This is a genomic window from Gymnodinialimonas sp. (assembly GCF_059726805.1).
Genome location: NZ_AP041059.1, coordinates 1136420 through 1151948, shown reverse-complemented (window position 1 = coordinate 1151948; position 15529 = coordinate 1136420). Strand labels below are relative to the sequence as shown.

General features: G+C 64.8%; 18 protein-coding genes. 11 read left to right on the top strand and 7 right to left on the bottom strand.

Going from position 1 to position 15529, the window contains the following annotated elements:
• Positions 1 to 4: 4 nt before the first annotated feature.
• A complete protein-coding gene (locus AC6I9R_RS05705; protein WP_461427863.1) occupies positions 5 to 1504 on the bottom strand; it encodes an ABC transporter substrate-binding protein in 1500 nt (499 codons plus the stop codon).
• A 29-nt stretch (positions 1505 to 1533) separates the two neighbouring features.
• Entirely contained in the window at positions 1534 to 2466 is a 933-nt protein-coding gene (murQ, locus tag AC6I9R_RS05700) for an N-acetylmuramic acid 6-phosphate etherase (RefSeq protein ID WP_461427862.1), read from the bottom strand.
• Positions 2467 to 2588: 122 nt separating this feature from the next.
• Between murQ and AC6I9R_RS05695 the strand changes: the two genes are divergently transcribed.
• Both AC6I9R_RS05695 and AC6I9R_RS05690 read left to right on the top strand, forming a co-directional pair.
• Positions 2589 to 3416, top strand: coding sequence for a MurR/RpiR family transcriptional regulator (locus tag AC6I9R_RS05695; RefSeq protein WP_497863076.1), 828 nt, complete (start codon positions 2589 to 2591; stop codon positions 3414 to 3416).
• Positions 3413 to 3889 (top strand): GNAT family N-acetyltransferase, encoded by a 477-nt coding sequence (locus AC6I9R_RS05690; protein ID WP_461427860.1) that lies wholly within the window; start codon positions 3413 to 3415, stop codon positions 3887 to 3889. The genes AC6I9R_RS05695 and AC6I9R_RS05690 overlap by 4 nt, the downstream gene beginning before the upstream one ends.
• A gap of 59 nt (positions 3890 to 3948) precedes the next feature.
• Here AC6I9R_RS05690 and ychF read toward each other — a convergent pair whose 3' ends face one another.
• Positions 3949 to 5046, bottom strand: a complete 1098-nt coding sequence (gene ychF / locus AC6I9R_RS05685; protein WP_461427859.1) for a redox-regulated ATPase YchF — start codon at positions 5044 to 5046, stop codon at positions 3949 to 3951.
• Positions 5047 to 5292: 246 nt separating this feature from the next.
• Here ychF and AC6I9R_RS05680 point away from each other — a divergent pair, with 246 nt between their 5' ends.
• Positions 5293 to 5526, top strand: coding sequence for a hypothetical protein (locus tag AC6I9R_RS05680; protein ID WP_497863075.1), 234 nt, complete (start codon positions 5293 to 5295; stop codon positions 5524 to 5526).
• The gene (locus tag AC6I9R_RS05675; protein ID WP_497863110.1) at positions 5513 to 6619 is read left to right on the top strand and encodes an MATE family efflux transporter; all 1107 of its coding nucleotides are present in this window, start codon (positions 5513 to 5515) and stop codon (positions 6617 to 6619) included. The genes AC6I9R_RS05680 and AC6I9R_RS05675 overlap by 14 nt, the downstream gene beginning before the upstream one ends.
• A gap of 1 nt (position 6620) precedes the next feature.
• Here AC6I9R_RS05675 and AC6I9R_RS05670 read toward each other — a convergent pair whose 3' ends face one another.
• Complete coding sequence (locus AC6I9R_RS05670; protein ID WP_461427857.1) at positions 6621 to 6806, bottom strand: hypothetical protein; 186 nt, start codon at positions 6804 to 6806, stop codon at positions 6621 to 6623.
• A 145-nt stretch (positions 6807 to 6951) separates the two neighbouring features.
• Between AC6I9R_RS05670 and trpA the strand changes: the two genes are divergently transcribed.
• Positions 6952 to 7743: a tryptophan synthase subunit alpha gene (gene trpA, locus AC6I9R_RS05665; protein ID WP_461427856.1), complete on the top strand. Its 792-nt coding sequence runs from the start codon at positions 6952 to 6954 to the stop codon at positions 7741 to 7743.
• 21 nt (positions 7744 to 7764) lie between these two features.
• Here trpA and AC6I9R_RS05660 read toward each other — a convergent pair whose 3' ends face one another.
• Positions 7765 to 8544, bottom strand: a complete 780-nt coding sequence (locus AC6I9R_RS05660) for a LytTR family DNA-binding domain-containing protein (RefSeq protein WP_461427855.1) — start codon at positions 8542 to 8544, stop codon at positions 7765 to 7767.
• A 221-nt stretch (positions 8545 to 8765) separates the two neighbouring features.
• On the opposite strand from AC6I9R_RS05660, the gene AC6I9R_RS05655 reads away from it, so the two are divergent.
• Both AC6I9R_RS05655 and AC6I9R_RS05650 read left to right on the top strand, forming a co-directional pair.
• Positions 8766 to 9101: a DMT family transporter gene (locus AC6I9R_RS05655; protein ID WP_461427854.1), complete on the top strand. Its 336-nt coding sequence runs from the start codon at positions 8766 to 8768 to the stop codon at positions 9099 to 9101.
• Between the two features lie 159 nt (positions 9102 to 9260).
• Positions 9261 to 10424, top strand: a complete 1164-nt coding sequence (locus AC6I9R_RS05650; protein WP_461427853.1) for an alpha-hydroxy acid oxidase — start codon at positions 9261 to 9263, stop codon at positions 10422 to 10424.
• Here the strand turns inward: AC6I9R_RS05650 and AC6I9R_RS05645 are convergent.
• Positions 10406 to 11551 (bottom strand): MFS transporter, encoded by a 1146-nt coding sequence (locus AC6I9R_RS05645; RefSeq protein WP_497863074.1) that lies wholly within the window; start codon positions 11549 to 11551, stop codon positions 10406 to 10408. The genes AC6I9R_RS05650 and AC6I9R_RS05645 overlap by 19 nt on opposite strands.
• 137 nt (positions 11552 to 11688) lie before the next feature.
• Between AC6I9R_RS05645 and AC6I9R_RS05640 the strand changes: the two genes are divergently transcribed.
• The 4 genes from AC6I9R_RS05640 (at position 11689) to AC6I9R_RS05625 (ending at position 14692) form a co-directional block, all read left to right on the top strand.
• Positions 11689 to 12342: a 50S ribosomal protein L25/general stress protein Ctc gene (locus AC6I9R_RS05640; RefSeq protein ID WP_461427851.1), complete on the top strand. Its 654-nt coding sequence runs from the start codon at positions 11689 to 11691 to the stop codon at positions 12340 to 12342.
• 198 nt (positions 12343 to 12540) lie between these two features.
• Complete coding sequence (locus tag AC6I9R_RS05635; protein WP_461427850.1) at positions 12541 to 13599, top strand: agmatine deiminase family protein; 1059 nt, start codon at positions 12541 to 12543, stop codon at positions 13597 to 13599.
• A gap of 21 nt (positions 13600 to 13620) precedes the next feature.
• Positions 13621 to 14151, top strand: a complete 531-nt coding sequence (locus AC6I9R_RS05630; protein WP_461427849.1) for a hypothetical protein — start codon at positions 13621 to 13623, stop codon at positions 14149 to 14151.
• A 73-nt stretch (positions 14152 to 14224) separates the two neighbouring features.
• Positions 14225 to 14692 carry a DUF1203 domain-containing protein gene (locus tag AC6I9R_RS05625; RefSeq protein ID WP_461427848.1) on the top strand — a complete coding sequence of 156 codons (468 nt, stop codon included), beginning with the start codon at positions 14225 to 14227 and terminating at the stop codon, positions 14690 to 14692.
• A gap of 110 nt (positions 14693 to 14802) precedes the next feature.
• On the opposite strand, the gene AC6I9R_RS05620 is transcribed toward AC6I9R_RS05625, so the two are convergent.
• Positions 14803 to 15504, bottom strand: coding sequence for an FkbM family methyltransferase (locus AC6I9R_RS05620; RefSeq protein ID WP_461427847.1), 702 nt, complete (start codon positions 15502 to 15504; stop codon positions 14803 to 14805).
• Between the last annotated feature and the right edge of the window lie 25 nt (positions 15505 to 15529).

The window sequence follows — 15529 nt, the reverse complement described above, 5'->3', positions numbered from 1 at the left end:
CAGATCACTCAGCCAATGTCACATCAACCAACCCGAACAGCGAGCCGGTGGGCGACGGCGCGAAGCCCGAAACCCCCTCGACCTGCGCCGTGTAGGTGTTGCCGGTGAACAGCCAGACCCAGGGCGACATCTCGGCCAGATGCATCTCGAACTCCGCGAATATCTCGGCGCGGCGCGCCTCATCGGTCTCCGTGCGGCCCTCGTTCATCAGGCTATCGAGCGTGTCGTCGATGTAGTTCGCCACGCCCTGCAGATTGCCGTCCCGCGTCCAGTAGCGGTTGTACATCGTGTAGGGGTCCACGCGGCCCCCGTTCAGCGCGACGGCCATGTCGAAATCAGCCGCCAGCCAGCGGTCGATGTAGACGGAAAGCTCCTGCATCTCGATCTCCAGCTCGATGCCGACCTCGGCCAGCTGCGCCTGGATCACCTGCGCCACGGCGGATGCGGTGGGCGGCTCGCCCGTCGCGGCCATAACGGTCGCGCTGAAGCCGTCGGCATGGCCCGCCTCGGCCAGCAATTCGCGCGCGCGGTCCTGGTCCTGTTCATAGCAGAACAGCCCGCTGGGGTCGGTGCGATAGTTGGGCGAGGTCAACGGCCCGGTCACTTCGCCTTCGCCGAGAAGCGCGGCGTCCAAGATGTCCTGCCGGTCAATCGCGCAGCTGATCGCCTGGCGCAGCGGCAGCGAGTCCATCGGCTCGCGGGAGGCATTCAGTTGCAGCACATAGTAGGACAAAGTCGGCGCCGTGTTCAGGCTGAGGCCCGGCGACTGCGGGATCAGTGTGGCGACCAGCGGGTCATTGATCAGCGCGAAGTCAGCCTGCCCGGCGCGCAATGCGGCCAGCAAAGCCGTCTCATCGGGCAGCACGCTGATGGCGATGTTGTCATAGGCGACGTCGCCGCCGGCCCAGGCATCGAATGCCACAAGATTGGCGCTGGCGTTCGGCGTGCGAGCCTCCAGCGTGAAGGGACCCGAGCCCGTCACTTCGGTCCCCACGGTCCCTGCCTCAATCGCCGCGGCCGAGATGACAGCGGCGTTGACCGTCGCCATGCCGTTCAGGATCGGCGCATCGGCGCGGTCCAGAACGAAGGTCACGGTATGATCATCGGGCGTCTGGATTTCGGTGATCGCCGTGTAATTCGCCCGCGCAATCGCGCCGGTGTCCTCGTCCAGGATGCGGGTGAAGGACGCCGCCACATCGGCCGAAGTCACGCCGGTGCCGTCATGGAACATCGCGTCGGGATCCAGGTTGAAGGTCAGCGACATGCCGTCCTCCGAGAACGCCCAGCTTTCGGCCACGGCGGGCTGCAACTCCAGGTTCTCGTCCAGCCGCACCAGCGGCTCATACATCAGCTCCAGCAGGCGAATCGTCGCGAAACCGGGCTGCGTGTGGGGGTCGAGGCCGGTCGCGTCCTGGGACCAGGCAAGGTCCAGCGTTTGCGCCGACAGGGGCGCCACCATCGCGGTGGTCAACAGCGCGAGCGCCGTGGTTCTAAGTGCAGTCATCTCATCTTCTCCCGTGGTCCATGGTTGTCTTAGGCGGCGGAGTTATCTCCCGCTCGTTCAATCGCGTTGCGCAGGAAGCCCCGCTCGGCCTCCAGTGTTGCCCGCGCCCTGTCGGCGTCGAGGCCGGTGATCTGCATCAGGATGGCCAGCTTCACGCTGCCCCCGCTTTGTTCCAGCGCAATACGCGCCTCTGCCGGGCTGCATCCGACAGCCTCCACCAGCATCGACAAGGCCCGCTCCGCCAGTTTCTGGTTGGAAATCGTCACATCCACCATGCGGTTGCCCCAGGTCTTGCCCAGCCGGATCATGCTCGCGGTGCTGAGCATATTCAGCACCATCTTCTGCGCCGTGCCCGATTTCAACCGGGTCGAGCCGGTCACAACCTCCGCCCCCACACGGGGCGAGATCGCCGTATCGGCCAGTGCGCTCAGCGGCGATCCGGGGTTGCAGGTCACTGCCGCCGTCGCCGCGCCCACCTCCTTGGCGTAGCGCAGGGCGCCCATCACGTAGGGCGTCCGGCCACTGACCGCGATGCCCACGACGACATCCGCAGCGCTCAAATTCATCGCCGCCAGATCCGCCGCGCCCTGCGCGTCATTGTCCTCTGCGGCCTCCACCGGATGTCTCAGCGCCCGCTCGCCCCCCGCGATCACGCCCACAACCGTTTCCGGCGGGACCGAGAATGTCGGCGGACATTCCGAGGCATCCAGCACCCCCAATCGCCCGCTCGTCCCCGCCCCGATGTAGATCAACCGCCCGCCCTGGCTGATCGCCGCCACGATCCGGTCCACGACCTCGGCAACCGCAGGCAGCACCGCGCCCACGGCCTCGGCCACCCCGCGATCCTCGGCGTTCATGCAGGCCACGATGTCCGCGCTCGACATCAGATCAATGGCTTCCGAGCGCGGGTTACGCGCCTCGGACACAAGCGTCTCAAGATCAGATGTGATGGCGGCAGACACGGCAGCGACTCCCCTTCCCCTAGGGCAAAGGTTGAATTTAATATTCGCCAGAGTCAATTTTTTTGTGGTAGATTATTCCAACGCGACCATCCGAGGGCCAATCCTTGTCCATTCTCACCCTTATGCAAGCCCAACGCGACACGCTCTCGGCGGGCGAGCGCCAGATCGCCGACACCATCCTCGGCGATCCTGACAGTATGGCGCGTTTGTCCTCCAGTGATCTCGCCCGCGCCGCCGGGCGCAGCCAATCTTCCGTCGTGAAATTCTGCCAGAAACTCGGGTTTTCCGGCTACAAGGACCTGCGGTTGGAAATCACCCGCGCCGCCGCCACCCGCACCGCCCCTCTCGATGCCGTCCACAGCACCATCGACGTGGGCGACGACGCTACGATGACGGCCCAGAAGCTGCTGACCAGCAAGATCCACGCCCTGCAGGAAACGCTCAGCATCAATCCGCCGGCCCAACTCGACGCCGCCCGCGATGCCCTGAACGGCGCCGCGCGCGTTCACCTTTCGGGCGTCGGCGCCTCGTCGCTGGTGGCCCGCGACTTCGCCTACAAGCTGCAAAAGCTGGGGGTGCCGGTGCTGTTCGATGCCGACAGCCACATCCAGATGGCCCATGCCGCCACGCTGACGCCCGCCGACGTTCTGGTCTCGCTCTCGCAATCGGGCACCAGCCTGGAGACCCTGCGCATCGCCGAGGCCGCCGTCGCGCGCGCCACGCCGCTGATCACCATCACCGGCCTGCACCCGAACCCGCTCGCGGACCTCGCCAACAACGCCCTGCGCACCGTCACGGATGAAGAGCATGTCCGCTCCTCCGCCATCACCTCCCGCGACGCGCAGTTGATGCTGCTGGACCTTTTGTTCCTGCGTCTGGTGCAAATCCGTGACGGCGCGGTCGAGCGCATTGGCAGCGTCGCTGAGGCTGTCGCGCCGCTGAAACTGTGACCCAGATCCGCCCCTACACGCCTCCGGACCGCGCGGCGGTCGCACAGCTCAACATCACTTATTATACAAGAACGCACGCCTTTGATGAGAGCTTCGCGCAAGCCGTCTCAGATGCCCTCGATGCCATCGACCACGCCATCGCCGGCAACACCAGACAGGGCTGGGTTGTTATTCAGGACAACACCCCCAAGGGCTCGCTTTTCCTCACCCCAGACGGCCCCGCCGCCGCCCGCCTCCGCTTGTTCCTTCTGGACCCCAGCCTCCAGGGACGCGGCCTGGGGCGAGAGATGCTGGCGGCCGCCCTACAAACAGCGCGCAGCCTCGGCTTCGCCCGCCTTAACGTCTCCACCTTCACCATCCACCCCGCCGCCTGCGCTCTCTACGCCCGCGCGGGCTTCTCCGAGGCGTCACGCCACCCCCGCCGCGCCTTCGGCCACGCCCTCACCCAAGTGGATTTCACCCGAGCGGTCTGATGCGTTCAGCCCCCGTGCACGGAGTGCACAAGTCAACCCCCGTGCACGGAGTGCACAAATTAGCCGCCATGCAGGAAGTGCAGCACGTCGCCGTCCTTGACGACATAACCCTTGCCCTCAGCCCGCATTTTGCCCGCGTCCTTGGCCGGGTTCTCACCGCCCAGCTCCACATAGTCGCCGTAGGCAATCGTCTCGGCCCGGATGAACTTCGCCTCGAAATCCCCGTGGATCACGCCCGCCGCCGCGGGGGCCAGCGTGCCCTCCTTGATGGTCCAGGCGCGCGCTTCCTTGGGGCCGACGGTGAAATAGGTCTGCAGGTTCAACAGCTCATAGCCCGCGCGGATCAAGCGATCGAGGCCGGGCTCTTCCAGCCCCAATTCCTCCAGGAACATCTCCGCGTCATCGGCGTCCAGCTGGCTGATGTCTTCCTCGATCTTGGCCGAAATCACGACGTGGGAATTGCCCTGCGCCGCCGCCATCTCCGCCACGCGCGCGGATTGCGAATTACCCGTGCCCGCGTTCTCTTCCTCGACGTTGCACACATAAAGAACCGGCTTCGTGCTGAGAAGTTGCAGCATTTTCCAAGCCTTGGCGTCCTCGTCCGCGACCTCAACCACGCGCGCGGGGCGCCCGTCTTCCAGCACCGCCTTGGCCGCGTTCAGCAAGCGTTCCTGCTGCACCGCTTCCTTGTCGCCACCGCGCACCTTGCGCACCAGGTTGACCATCCGCTTCTCGATGCTTTCCAGATCGGCCAGCATCAATTCCGTCTCGATGGTCTCTGCATCGGCAATCGGATCCACCCGGCCATCGACGTGGACCACGTCGCCGTCCTCAAAACAGCGCAGCACATGGGCGATGGCGTCAGTCTCGCGGATGTTGGCCAGAAACTGGTTCCCCAACCCCTCGCCTTTGGACGCGCCCTTCACCAGCCCCGCGATGTCCACGAAGGTCATCCGCGTCGGGATGATCTGCTTGGAGGCCGCAATCGCCGCCAGCTTGTCGAGCCGCGCGTCGGGCACGGCGACATCGCCCACATTGGGCTCGATCGTGCAGAACGGGAAGTTGGCAGCCTGCGCGGCAGCGGTGCGCGTCAGCGCGTTGAACAGGGTCGATTTGCCAACATTCGGCAGGCCCACGATGCCCATTTTGAAACCCATCTGACACACTCCGATCCAGCGTTGAAGACAGCGCGCATGTAGGTCGCGCGGGGGGGGAAGGTCAAGGCGCGCGCCACTGGACTGGACTTGCCGAGGATTTCTCACTATTGCGGGGGTCAGAGCCGCTGGCATTTGCAGGATTGGACCCATGGATTACCCGTCGAAGGCATAAACGCCCCTTCTCGTCAGAGACCTCTCTGATCGACCGCGACGGTTACGCCGGATTTTCACCGGCAAGGTATTTCCATGACAGACACTCGCTTCCCTATTCCTGCCACCACATCTGAACTTGCGCCCCTGATCCGCCTCGCCGTGCCGCTGATGGTGGGCCTGACGGCAGCGCTTTTAATCGGCGTCGTCGACACGGTGATGATCTCACCGCTCGGCACTGTGCCGCTGGCGGCGGCGGGCGTGACAACCGCCGTGCTGATCATCCTGATCTCGGCCCTATGGGGGCCTTTTGACGGTGATCTCCGTTGAGATCAGCCAGGCGGAAGGTGCTGCAAACCCTTCCCGCGTCGCCGTCGCCCTGCGCTCCGGCCTGCTCCTTTGCCTGATCGGCGGCATCCTCGCCGCCCTTCTGATGATGGCGCTCTACCCGCTTCTGGGCCCCCTCGGCCAACCCGAAGAGGTCCTGGACATCCTGCTGCCGTACTGGAGCGCGATGGCCTTCTGGATCGTGCCCTTCACGCTTTTCTTCGGCCTCAAGGCACTGTTCGACGCCGTGGATTGGCCGTGGACGGCCGTCGGCCTCAGCTACATCGGCGTGCTGGTCAACATCCCGGCCAATTACACCTTCATCCATGTCCTCGACATGGGGATACTTGGCGCGGGACTGGCCTCTGTGCTGTCTCAATCCCTGTCCCTGCTCGCCGCCTGGCTGGTGGTGTCGCGCGCGCCCGGCCTGGCCGCCTACCGCCAAAAAGTCGCCGTCGCCTGGTCCGACGTTCGGGCGCAGCTGAAAGACAGTGTGCCGATTTGCCTGGGGTACGCAGGCGAGGGCGGCGCCTACGCGATGATCGGCCTGATGATCGGCTGGCTTGGGGCCGAGGCGCTGGCCGCGCACCAGATCGTCAACGCCTTGGGCGGCGTGGCCTACGTGATCCCGCTCGGCATGGCCGGGGCGGTGTCCATTCGGATCGGCAATGCCGTGGGCGCGGACAGGCGCGACCGCTTGCGCCCGATCCTCAAGGCGTCCTTCCAGATGGTCGTGCTGTGGCAAGCGCTGGCCGCGCTGGTGTTCATCTTCGGCGGGCGCCTGATGGCCGAGGCGATGTCCACGGACCCCGCCGTCATTGGGCTCGCCACCAGCCTGTTCATGCTGATGGCCGCCATGCAGATCGCCGACGGCATCCAGGGCACATCACTCGGTGCGCTGCGCGGCATGTCCGACATGACCCGCCCCACAACCATCACGCTGATCGCCTATTGGCCGCTGGCACTGCCCGCCAGCTACATCCTCGGCATCACGCTGGACTTCGGCGCCGTCGGGATATGGCTTGGCTACACCCTCGGCCTCGCGGTTGCGGGGATCTGGCTTCCCTGGCGGTTCTGGAAACTGACCGCCACGTGAGTCAGCCGCGCTTTTCGCGCCGCTCGAAAATCACGAACCAGGCCAGCAGGATGAACATCGGGTGGGTCAACCCGCCCGAGAAGATCAACGCCAGGATCCAGATCGGCGCGATGACGATGCCCAGGATGACCCTTCCGGCAAGGAAGATCGACAAGGGCGGCAGCAAGATGGCGAGAACATAATTCATGACCCCTACATGGGGACGCGCGCCTGCCACGTCCAGAGCCCCTGGGAAACCCCTGCGCGCTTTCCCCTCCGTGAGGACCCCCCATTGATTTCCAAACGCCCTTGCGCCAAACCACGCCGACGCAGCTAATCGAGAGCCCACAGCCATGACCCGTATCGACGACACCTTCGCGCGCTTGCACGCCTCGGGCCAAAAGGCCTTCGTCTCCTACACCATGGCGGGCGACCCGGATTACGACACCTCCCTGCAAATCATGCGCGGCCTGCCCGCCGCCGGCGTCGACATCATCGAGTTGGGCCTGCCCTTCACCGACCCCATGGCCGACGGCTCCACCATCCAGCTCGCAGGCCAACGCGCGCTCGACGGCGGCATGACGCTGGAAAAGACCCTGCAAATGGCCCGCGACTTCCGCGACCAGGACACCACCACGCCCATCGTCCTCATGGGCTACTACAACCCGATCTACTCCCGAGGTGTTGAGACTTTCCTAACCGACGCGGCCGACGCCGGCATCGACGGCCTCATCGTCGTGGACCTGCCGCCGGAAGAGGATGACGAGCTTTGCATCCCCGCCCAGGCCGCCGGCCTCAACTTCATCCGCCTGGCCACCCCCACAACCGACGACGCGCGCCTGCCCAAGGTGCTGACCAACACATCGGGCTTCGTCTACTACGTCTCCATCACCGGCATCACCGGCGCCGCCGCCCCCCAGGCATCAGACGTGGCCCCCGAAGTCGCCCGCATCAAATCCGCCACAGACATCCCCGTCATCGTGGGCTTCGGCATCACCACCCCCGAGGCGGCCGAAACCATCGCCGGAACCGCCGACGGCTGCGTCGTGGGCTCTGCGATTGTGTCCAAGATCGCAAACGGGGACAGCGTGGAAGACGTATTGGCGTTTGTGAAAACTCTGTCGGATGGCGCGCATCGGGGGTAAGGCCCCCAAAACGGTCACATATTACCTGAGCGCCGCACGCACCGAACGGCGATAGGTTCGGCCCACAGGAAGTTCGCGCCCGTCCTGCAACACAATCACAGGCGCGCCAGCCCGGTACCGATAGGCTTTGATCGCCCGCCGCGCCACCCACCAGGACCGGTGCAGCCGCAGGCCGTAGTCGCCAAGTTCATCCGCCGCTTCCTGAAGCGTCGTCCGGATCAGGGTTTGCCCCAGTTCCGTTTCCGCCTGCAGATAGTGATCCTGTGCCTGAAGCAGGATCAGGTCCCGGCCCAGATGACCGGGTAACTGATCGAGCCACGCAGGCGCGGGCGACGGCTGCGTGTCCCGCACCGGCGCAACCTCGCGATGGGTGAAGACTTCGGACAATAAAGCCACGGCGATGCAGATCACCGTCACATAGGGCAACAGATCGGCAACGCCGCTCCAGAACGACGTTGCGAAAAACATCAGATGAAGGCCCGCCAACCAGAGTGTCACCGGAAGGCTCGCTGCCACCGCCCCGATGGTCAGGCTCAGGCGGGCGTCCAGCCCCCGGTTTTCCGCGCCCGTCGCCACAGCGTAAGAGATCAGATAGCCAAGCCAGAACGTCGTCGCGGCGACAATGATCCAATACGCGGTTCGGGGCACTGTCGTCAGCGCGTCAAAAGTCCCGAACGGACCGGTCAGACCAATCACGAAGCCGACCCCCAGAAGCCCGAGCCAGAACCTCCCGCTCTTCGCCAGAACCCGCGCCTCTGCAATGGTTTCTGCCAGGACCGTGTCGTTGGCGACTTTTGCCATGTCGTTGACGCCTGACCCGTTTATTCCCTGCGCTCCCACAGCGTAGCAGCCTGGCCGAACACCGGCAACGCAGGGCGCCCTCTGCGATCCGCCATATCCACGAAACCCGGACCACCCGCGTTCAGGCGCGTCATCCGTCAAACCGTCGACCTCGCCCAGGTCTACCCGTCGCCACCCCAATCTGGCCCCAAGTGCCACCCCCCCCAACCGAGGAGAGCCCCTTGCCCCCCCATTACCTCTATCTCGCCGCTTCCGTCATCGCCGAAGCCGTGGGCTATTCCGCCCTGAACGCGAGCGCACAGTTCAGCAAGTTCTGGCCCTCCGTTCTGGTCATTGCAGGGTTTGCCGGGTCGTTCTATTTCCTGTCCCTAACCCTCAGGTACATGCCGCTTGGCATCACCTATGCCCTGGCATCCGGTCTGGGCATTGTCGTGGTCGCCTTGGCGGGGATTTTCGTGTTCGGGCAGCGTCTGGATCTGGCCGCGAGCGTTGGCTTGGCGCTGATCATCGCCGGGATCGTCGTCATCAATTCCCTGTCCGATTTTGCCGTTCACTGACGGGCGTCGGTCACGGTCCCTCAAAGTGCCCATGCCCTGCGGCACAAATGAAAGGGTCACCGAGCTTGGAAGGCATCGGTTGCCCGTACCACAATCACCGCATGGACAACTCAAAGATGTATTGGTAAAGAAAACTTACCACATCGCGAGGACGCCCCCATGCCCCCCATCACCGAGATCGAAGACCTCAAGCGGATCTACCGCCGCCGCGTGCCGAAGATGTTCTACGATTACGCGGAATCCGGCAGCTGGACCGAGCAGACGTTCCGCGAGAATTCTTCCGATTTCGACCTGATCCGCCTACGCCAGCGCATCGCGCGCGACATGGACGGGCGCACGACGGCGGGCAAGATGGTGGGCCAGGACGTCGCCATGCCCGTGGCGCTCGCGCCCGTTGGGCTGACCGGCATGCAATCGGCGGATGGAGAGATAAAGGCCGCCCGCGCGGCGGAGCGGTTTGGCGTGCCCTATACACTGTCGACGATGTCGATCTGCTCCATCGAAGACGTGGCCGAGCATACCCAGAAACCCTTCTGGTTTCAGGTCTATACCCTGAAAGACGATGATTTCATGAAGCGCCTTTTTGCCCGCGCGAAGGACGCGAAGTGCTCGGCACTCGTCATCACCGTCGATCTGCAATTGCTCGGGCAACGCCACAAGGACATCAAGAACGGCCTCTCTGCGCCGCCCAAACTGACGCCTGCTTCCATTGCCAACATGATGACCAAGATCCCCTGGGGGCTGGAGATGTTGGGCACGAAACGGCGCACCTTCGGCAATATCGTGGGGCATCTCGACGGCGTCGATGATCCCTCGTCCCTCAGTTCCTGGACGGCCCAGGCCTTTGATCAAAGCCTCGACTGGGACCGGATCCGCGAGTTCCGCAGCTGGTGGGACGGCCCGGTGATCCTGAAAGGCATCCTCGATGCCGACGACGCGAAAGAGGCCATCAACGTGGGGGCGGACGCCATTGTCGTCTCCAACCACGGCGGGCGGCAGCTTGATGGCGCGCTCTCCTCGATCCGCATGTTGCCCACGATCATGGACGCCGTCGGCGACAAGATCGAAGTGCACCTCGATAGCGGCATCCGCTCGGGCCAAGACGTGCTGAAAGCACTGGCGATGGGGGCCACGGGCACGATGATCGGGCGAGCCTATGTCTACGGTCTCGGCGCGCGCGGCCAACAGGGCGTCACCGACGCGCTGGAGGTGATCCAGAAGGAACTCTCGACCTCTATGGGCCTCTGCGGGGAACGTGACGTCGCCAACCTCAGCCGCGACAACCTGCTGATTCCGAAGGGATTTCAGGGCGACTGGGAGTAAGCCCGCCTCAGGTAAGCTGCGAGGAGCGGAGCGAGGAGGGCCACCGCCGCAACGGCACCAAACGCCCACCGCAAGCCCACCGCGCCGGACACGAACCCCATCAGCGACGGCGCCAGCACAAACCCCATGAAGCCAATCACCGCGGCCCGCGCCACCGCCGCCGTGCGGTGTTCGGGCCGCACCATGCGGCCCACAATCGCCAGGCCCACCGGCCCCACCGCCGCGATGCCCAAGCCCATGGCGCCAAAGCCCACATAGGCCATCCCAGGCGACCCCGCCGTCGCCGCGATCACCGCGCCGGTGCTGGCCATCGCCGTGCCCACCACGATGATCGTATGCTCGTTGAACCGTTCCGTCAGGGCCTGGCCCGAGAATCGGCCAATCGCCATCGTCAGGCCCAGCACCGCCGGACCGAACGCCCCCTCCGCCGCGCGCCCGCCCAACGTCCGCTCGATATGCAACGCCGACCAGGCCTCCACCGTGGCCTCCACAAAGAAGGCCACCAGCACGATGGCCCCGCACAGCACCACCAGCCCCCAGGGGAATCGGTTGGCGCGCCGCGCTTCGTGATCCACCTGTTCCACCGCCATCCGTAGCGGCAAGGCCATCACCAGGATCAACAGGGCCACGACGCTGAAGATCTGCACCGGGTCCCACCCGGCCTCCCGCGCGAAGCCCGTGAACACAGCCGATATCGCATAGGCCACTGAAAACATGGCGTGATTGGCGTTCATCAGGCTGCGCCCATGGCGCGCCTCCAACTCCGACACCCGGGCGTTCATCACCACATCCAGGATGCCCGAGCAGTAGCCCGCCAGGACCATCGCCCCGAAAAACCACACCGGCGACGGCGCCAGCGCCGGGCCCATTGCCACGGCGGCAAAGATGCTCCCCGCCACCGGCATCGCCCAGGCCCCCAGCCAGCGGTCAAACAGCGGCGCCAGCCACATCGTCGTCACCAACCCCAACGCCGTGCCCAACAGGATCAACCCGAACAACGCGTCATCCGCTTCAATTCCCGCTTTCAAAACAGGGACTTGCGCGGCAAAACTGCCCCAGAAGGTGCCCACGATCATGAAGGCAACCAACGGACGGCGGGACAGGGACAGGGCGGACAAAACGGACATGGCCGCCACCGCTGTCACGGAGCCGACCAAGGCGCAAGAGGGGGCTTTCCAAAACCGCGCCCCTCCCCTATACGCGCGGACTTGATAACCCAGAGCCGACACCCTTGGAGGCGGCTCATAACTCTAGGAGAATTCCAATGGCTGGTGAGATTCCTGATCTTATCGCTGAGGCACGGACGGGGACAGGCAAGGGGGCCGCTCGTCAAGCACGCCGTGATGGCATGGTGCCTGGCATCGTCTACGGGGGCGGCACCGATCCGCTGCCGATCAACATCCCCTTCAACGTCCTGTTCAAACGCCTCAAGGACGGGCGCTTCCTGTCGACGCTGTTCAACATGAAGGTTGAAGGCCAGGACGACGTCCGCGTGATCTGCCGCAATGTGCAGCGCGACGTGGTGAAAGACCTGCCGACCCACGTGGACTTCATGCGCCTCAAGCGCACGTCCAAGGTCAGCCTGTTCATCCCCGTCGAAGTTGTCGGCGAAGATGACTGCCCCGCCCTCAAGAAGGGCGGCGTGCTCACCATGGTCCGCCCCGAGGTGGAGCTTCGCGTGACCGCCGGTGATATCCCCGAGCAGATCACCATCGACCTCACCGGTCTGGAAATCGGCGACACCGTCACGATTTCCTCGGTGGACCTGCCCGCAGGCGCCAAAGCCACCATCGACCGCGACTTCGTGATCGCCAACCTGACCGCGCCTTCCGGCCTCGTCAGCGCCGAGAATGAAGCCGAGGATGAGGACGCACCGGCAGCCGATGAAGTCCCCGCCGCAGGCGACGAAGAAGAATAAACCCTTCGCGATTTTCGCAAGCGATGCGCCGTCCGGGATGCCGGGCGGCGCATTTTCGTTTAGAGCGAAATTCATCTAACCTGCAAGACAGCGCATCACTTAACGCGTTGAAATCTTGGATTTCAGGCAGCGTTAAGTGATTCAGGTTTATGGATTTCTGCTTTAAGCTGCCCCAAACGGAAGGGACAGGCGATGCGCATGACACGACGAACCACATTGGGCGCCCTGGGCGCCGGGCTGATGGCCACAGGCCTCTCCGCCCAACCCACCCGCTGGCACATGCCCGCCGAGGAAGACCGCCACGAGGCCACGTTCATGCAATGGCCCGTCAGCCGCGAGGTCCATCCCGACGGCGTCTTCCTCGACATGCTGCAAGACACCATCGCCGAGATCGCCAACACCATCGCCGAGTTCGAGCCTGTGATCCTTCTCATGCCCGCCCCCGCGCGCGCCGCCGCCGCCCGCAAACTCTCCCGCGATGTCGAGGTCTGGGATATCCCCACCGATGACCTCTGGGCGCGCGACAGCGGGCCGGTGTTTGTCCTCGACGGGGCGGGCAACCGCGCCGTGACCGGCTTCAACTTCAACGGCTGGGGCGGCAAGCAGACCCACGCCAATGACGGGGCCATCGCCCCCCGCGTGGCCGAGAGGATGGGCCTGCCCTACCGCCCCTCCCCCGTCGTCGGCGAAGCGGGCGGGCTGGAACAGGACGGTGCGGGCCTGGTGATCGCCCACGAAAGCTCCTGGGTGAACGACAACCGCAACCCCGGTATGACCCGCGCCCAGGTAGAGGCCGGCATTCTGGAAACCATCGGCGCGGATCGGATGATCTGGGCCCCCGGCGTGCGGGATTTGGATATCACCGATTACCACATCGACGCGCTGGCCCGTTTCGTCGCCCCCGGCCACGTGCTGATCCAACTGCCCGAAGCGCCCGACGCCCGCGATCCCTTCTCCGTCTCGGCGTTCGAGACCCATGACATACTGGAGGCCGCAGGCCTGCGCCTGACCGTCATCGAAGACGCCTGGGACACCCGCATCACCTCCGATGATTTCGTGGCCTCCTACGTGAACTATTACGTCTGCAACGGCGCCGTGATCGCCGCCCAATTCGGCGACCGCCGCACCGACCGTGCCGCGCGGCGCACGCTCGAGGCGCTCTACCCCGACCGCGAGGTCGTGATGCTCAACGTCGATCCCCTGGGTGAGGTCGGCGGCGGCATCCACTGCGCCACCCAACAGATGCCCGCCGTGTAATTTGACCGCAAAGATAGCCCCATGCCCTTCAGGTACTTACCAAGCCTCGCCAATCTCACGGTCATCGCAGCCATGGCAACCGGCGCTCAAGCGCAAGACCTCGGGCAATGCCCGATCACATCGGTCGTGTTTCAAGATCAGACGGGCCAGCAGACTTTTCAGCCGAGCGACGTCGCCTTCGATTTGTTTTTCCTGTGCGACGGCGAAATAACTGAGGCCACGGAATTCGGGCCGCGCCAGGGCTGCAGGGGCCCCTACGGCGACTATGCCCTGATCGGCAGCTTCTACGATGCAGCGCGGTCCCTGGACCTTCACATCGTGGCAAATTTCCACGTACTTCCCGCAGCGCCCTGCTGTGGCTGGGAGGTTCAAACTATCTCGTCGCTCGAGCCAATTTCTGAGGGCCTGACACGCCTTCCCCGCGCCTTCGTGCCCCGTCTGGAGGATTGGCCGGACACCACCATCGGCCCCGTGCTCGATACACCGGCCAGCAATGACGGCTTCGGAGCGCTCTTCATCGAACTCACTCCGGTATCATGCCGGGTTGAGTAACCCGCAACATCCGGGTCGCAAGGACGCCGGTTGCGCGGCAAAAACAGGCCGCACACCAACCGGAGTATTACCCATGTCCTACCGCATCACCGGGCTCTCGCCCGCCCCCTTCGCCCCCCTCTTCGGCCTGTCAGATGCCGAGCTTGCCCAACACGGCGCCGAGCGTGTGACGGCCCATGCCCCCAACACCTACCCCGACCGGATCGAGATGCGCGACGCCGATGTCGGCGAAACGCTCCTGCTTCTGAACCACCAGCATCAGCCCGCAAACTCGCCCTACCAATCCAGCCATGCGATCTACGTGATCGAAGGCGCGACCAACACCTACGACGCCGTGGACGAGGTGCCCGAGGTCATGACCCGCCGCCTCCTGTCGCTGCGCGGCTTCAACGCCGCCGACAAGATCGAAGACGGCCGCGTCGTCCCGGGGACCGAGGCCGACGCCACGATCCGCGACATGCTCAGCAACGACAAGATCCGCTACATCCACGCCCACAACGCGGGCCACGGCTGCTACGCGGGCCTCGTCACCCGCGCCTGACGGTCACCGCAACCGCGCGGACCGCTCCTTCATCTTGCTAAATACAACTCAATCCCACGACCGCCACGGGCGCGCCCGGCGACATTTGCCGCGCGCCCGTGAAACCGCGCTTACGCCGTCTCGCCCCAGACCTTGCGAAACCCCAGGATCTTGCCGCGCGACGTCACCGGGTCATAGGTCATGTCCATCGCACTCATCCGGTCGATAATCTTCTTGATCACCGCCGCCTCATACTGCTTGGGATGGATCTCCATCACACAAAACCGCAGCGGACATTTCCAGGGCCGGTCGAAATAACTGGCCTCCGCGCCCTCCACATCCATCAGCACCACATGGGGCCTGTGGGCGCGGATCAGCTCGTGAAACCCGATCAGCGGCACCTCCACCTGACGCCCCCCCTTCGCCCCAAGGCGCGAGCCGGTGAACCCGCCAGCAATATGAAAACTGGCCGTCGCGCCGTCTTCCGCATGGCCCACAACAGCGCCGTGCATCAGGCTGACATCGCCCACCCCGTTGCGCGCATGATTGGCCCGGATCACCGGCAACAGATCCGGGTTCGCCTCCACCGACAGCACATTCTCGGGCTCCGTCTTCAGCGCCGCCAGCGTGCCGACATAGCCCAGCCCCGCCCCCAGCTCCAACACCCGAAACCCCGGCCGCACACAGCGATCGACCGAGCGCGCCTCATCCCCCTCATAGCTGCCATCGGCCAGCTTCTCGATAATCGAGTCGTTCGCCAGCCCCGCAGGCAGGCCCAGGTCGACGCCGTTCAGGCGGTAAAGGACATCGGAAGGAGGGGTCATCTCAGTCATATCTCACGCATTACCCACGGATTTA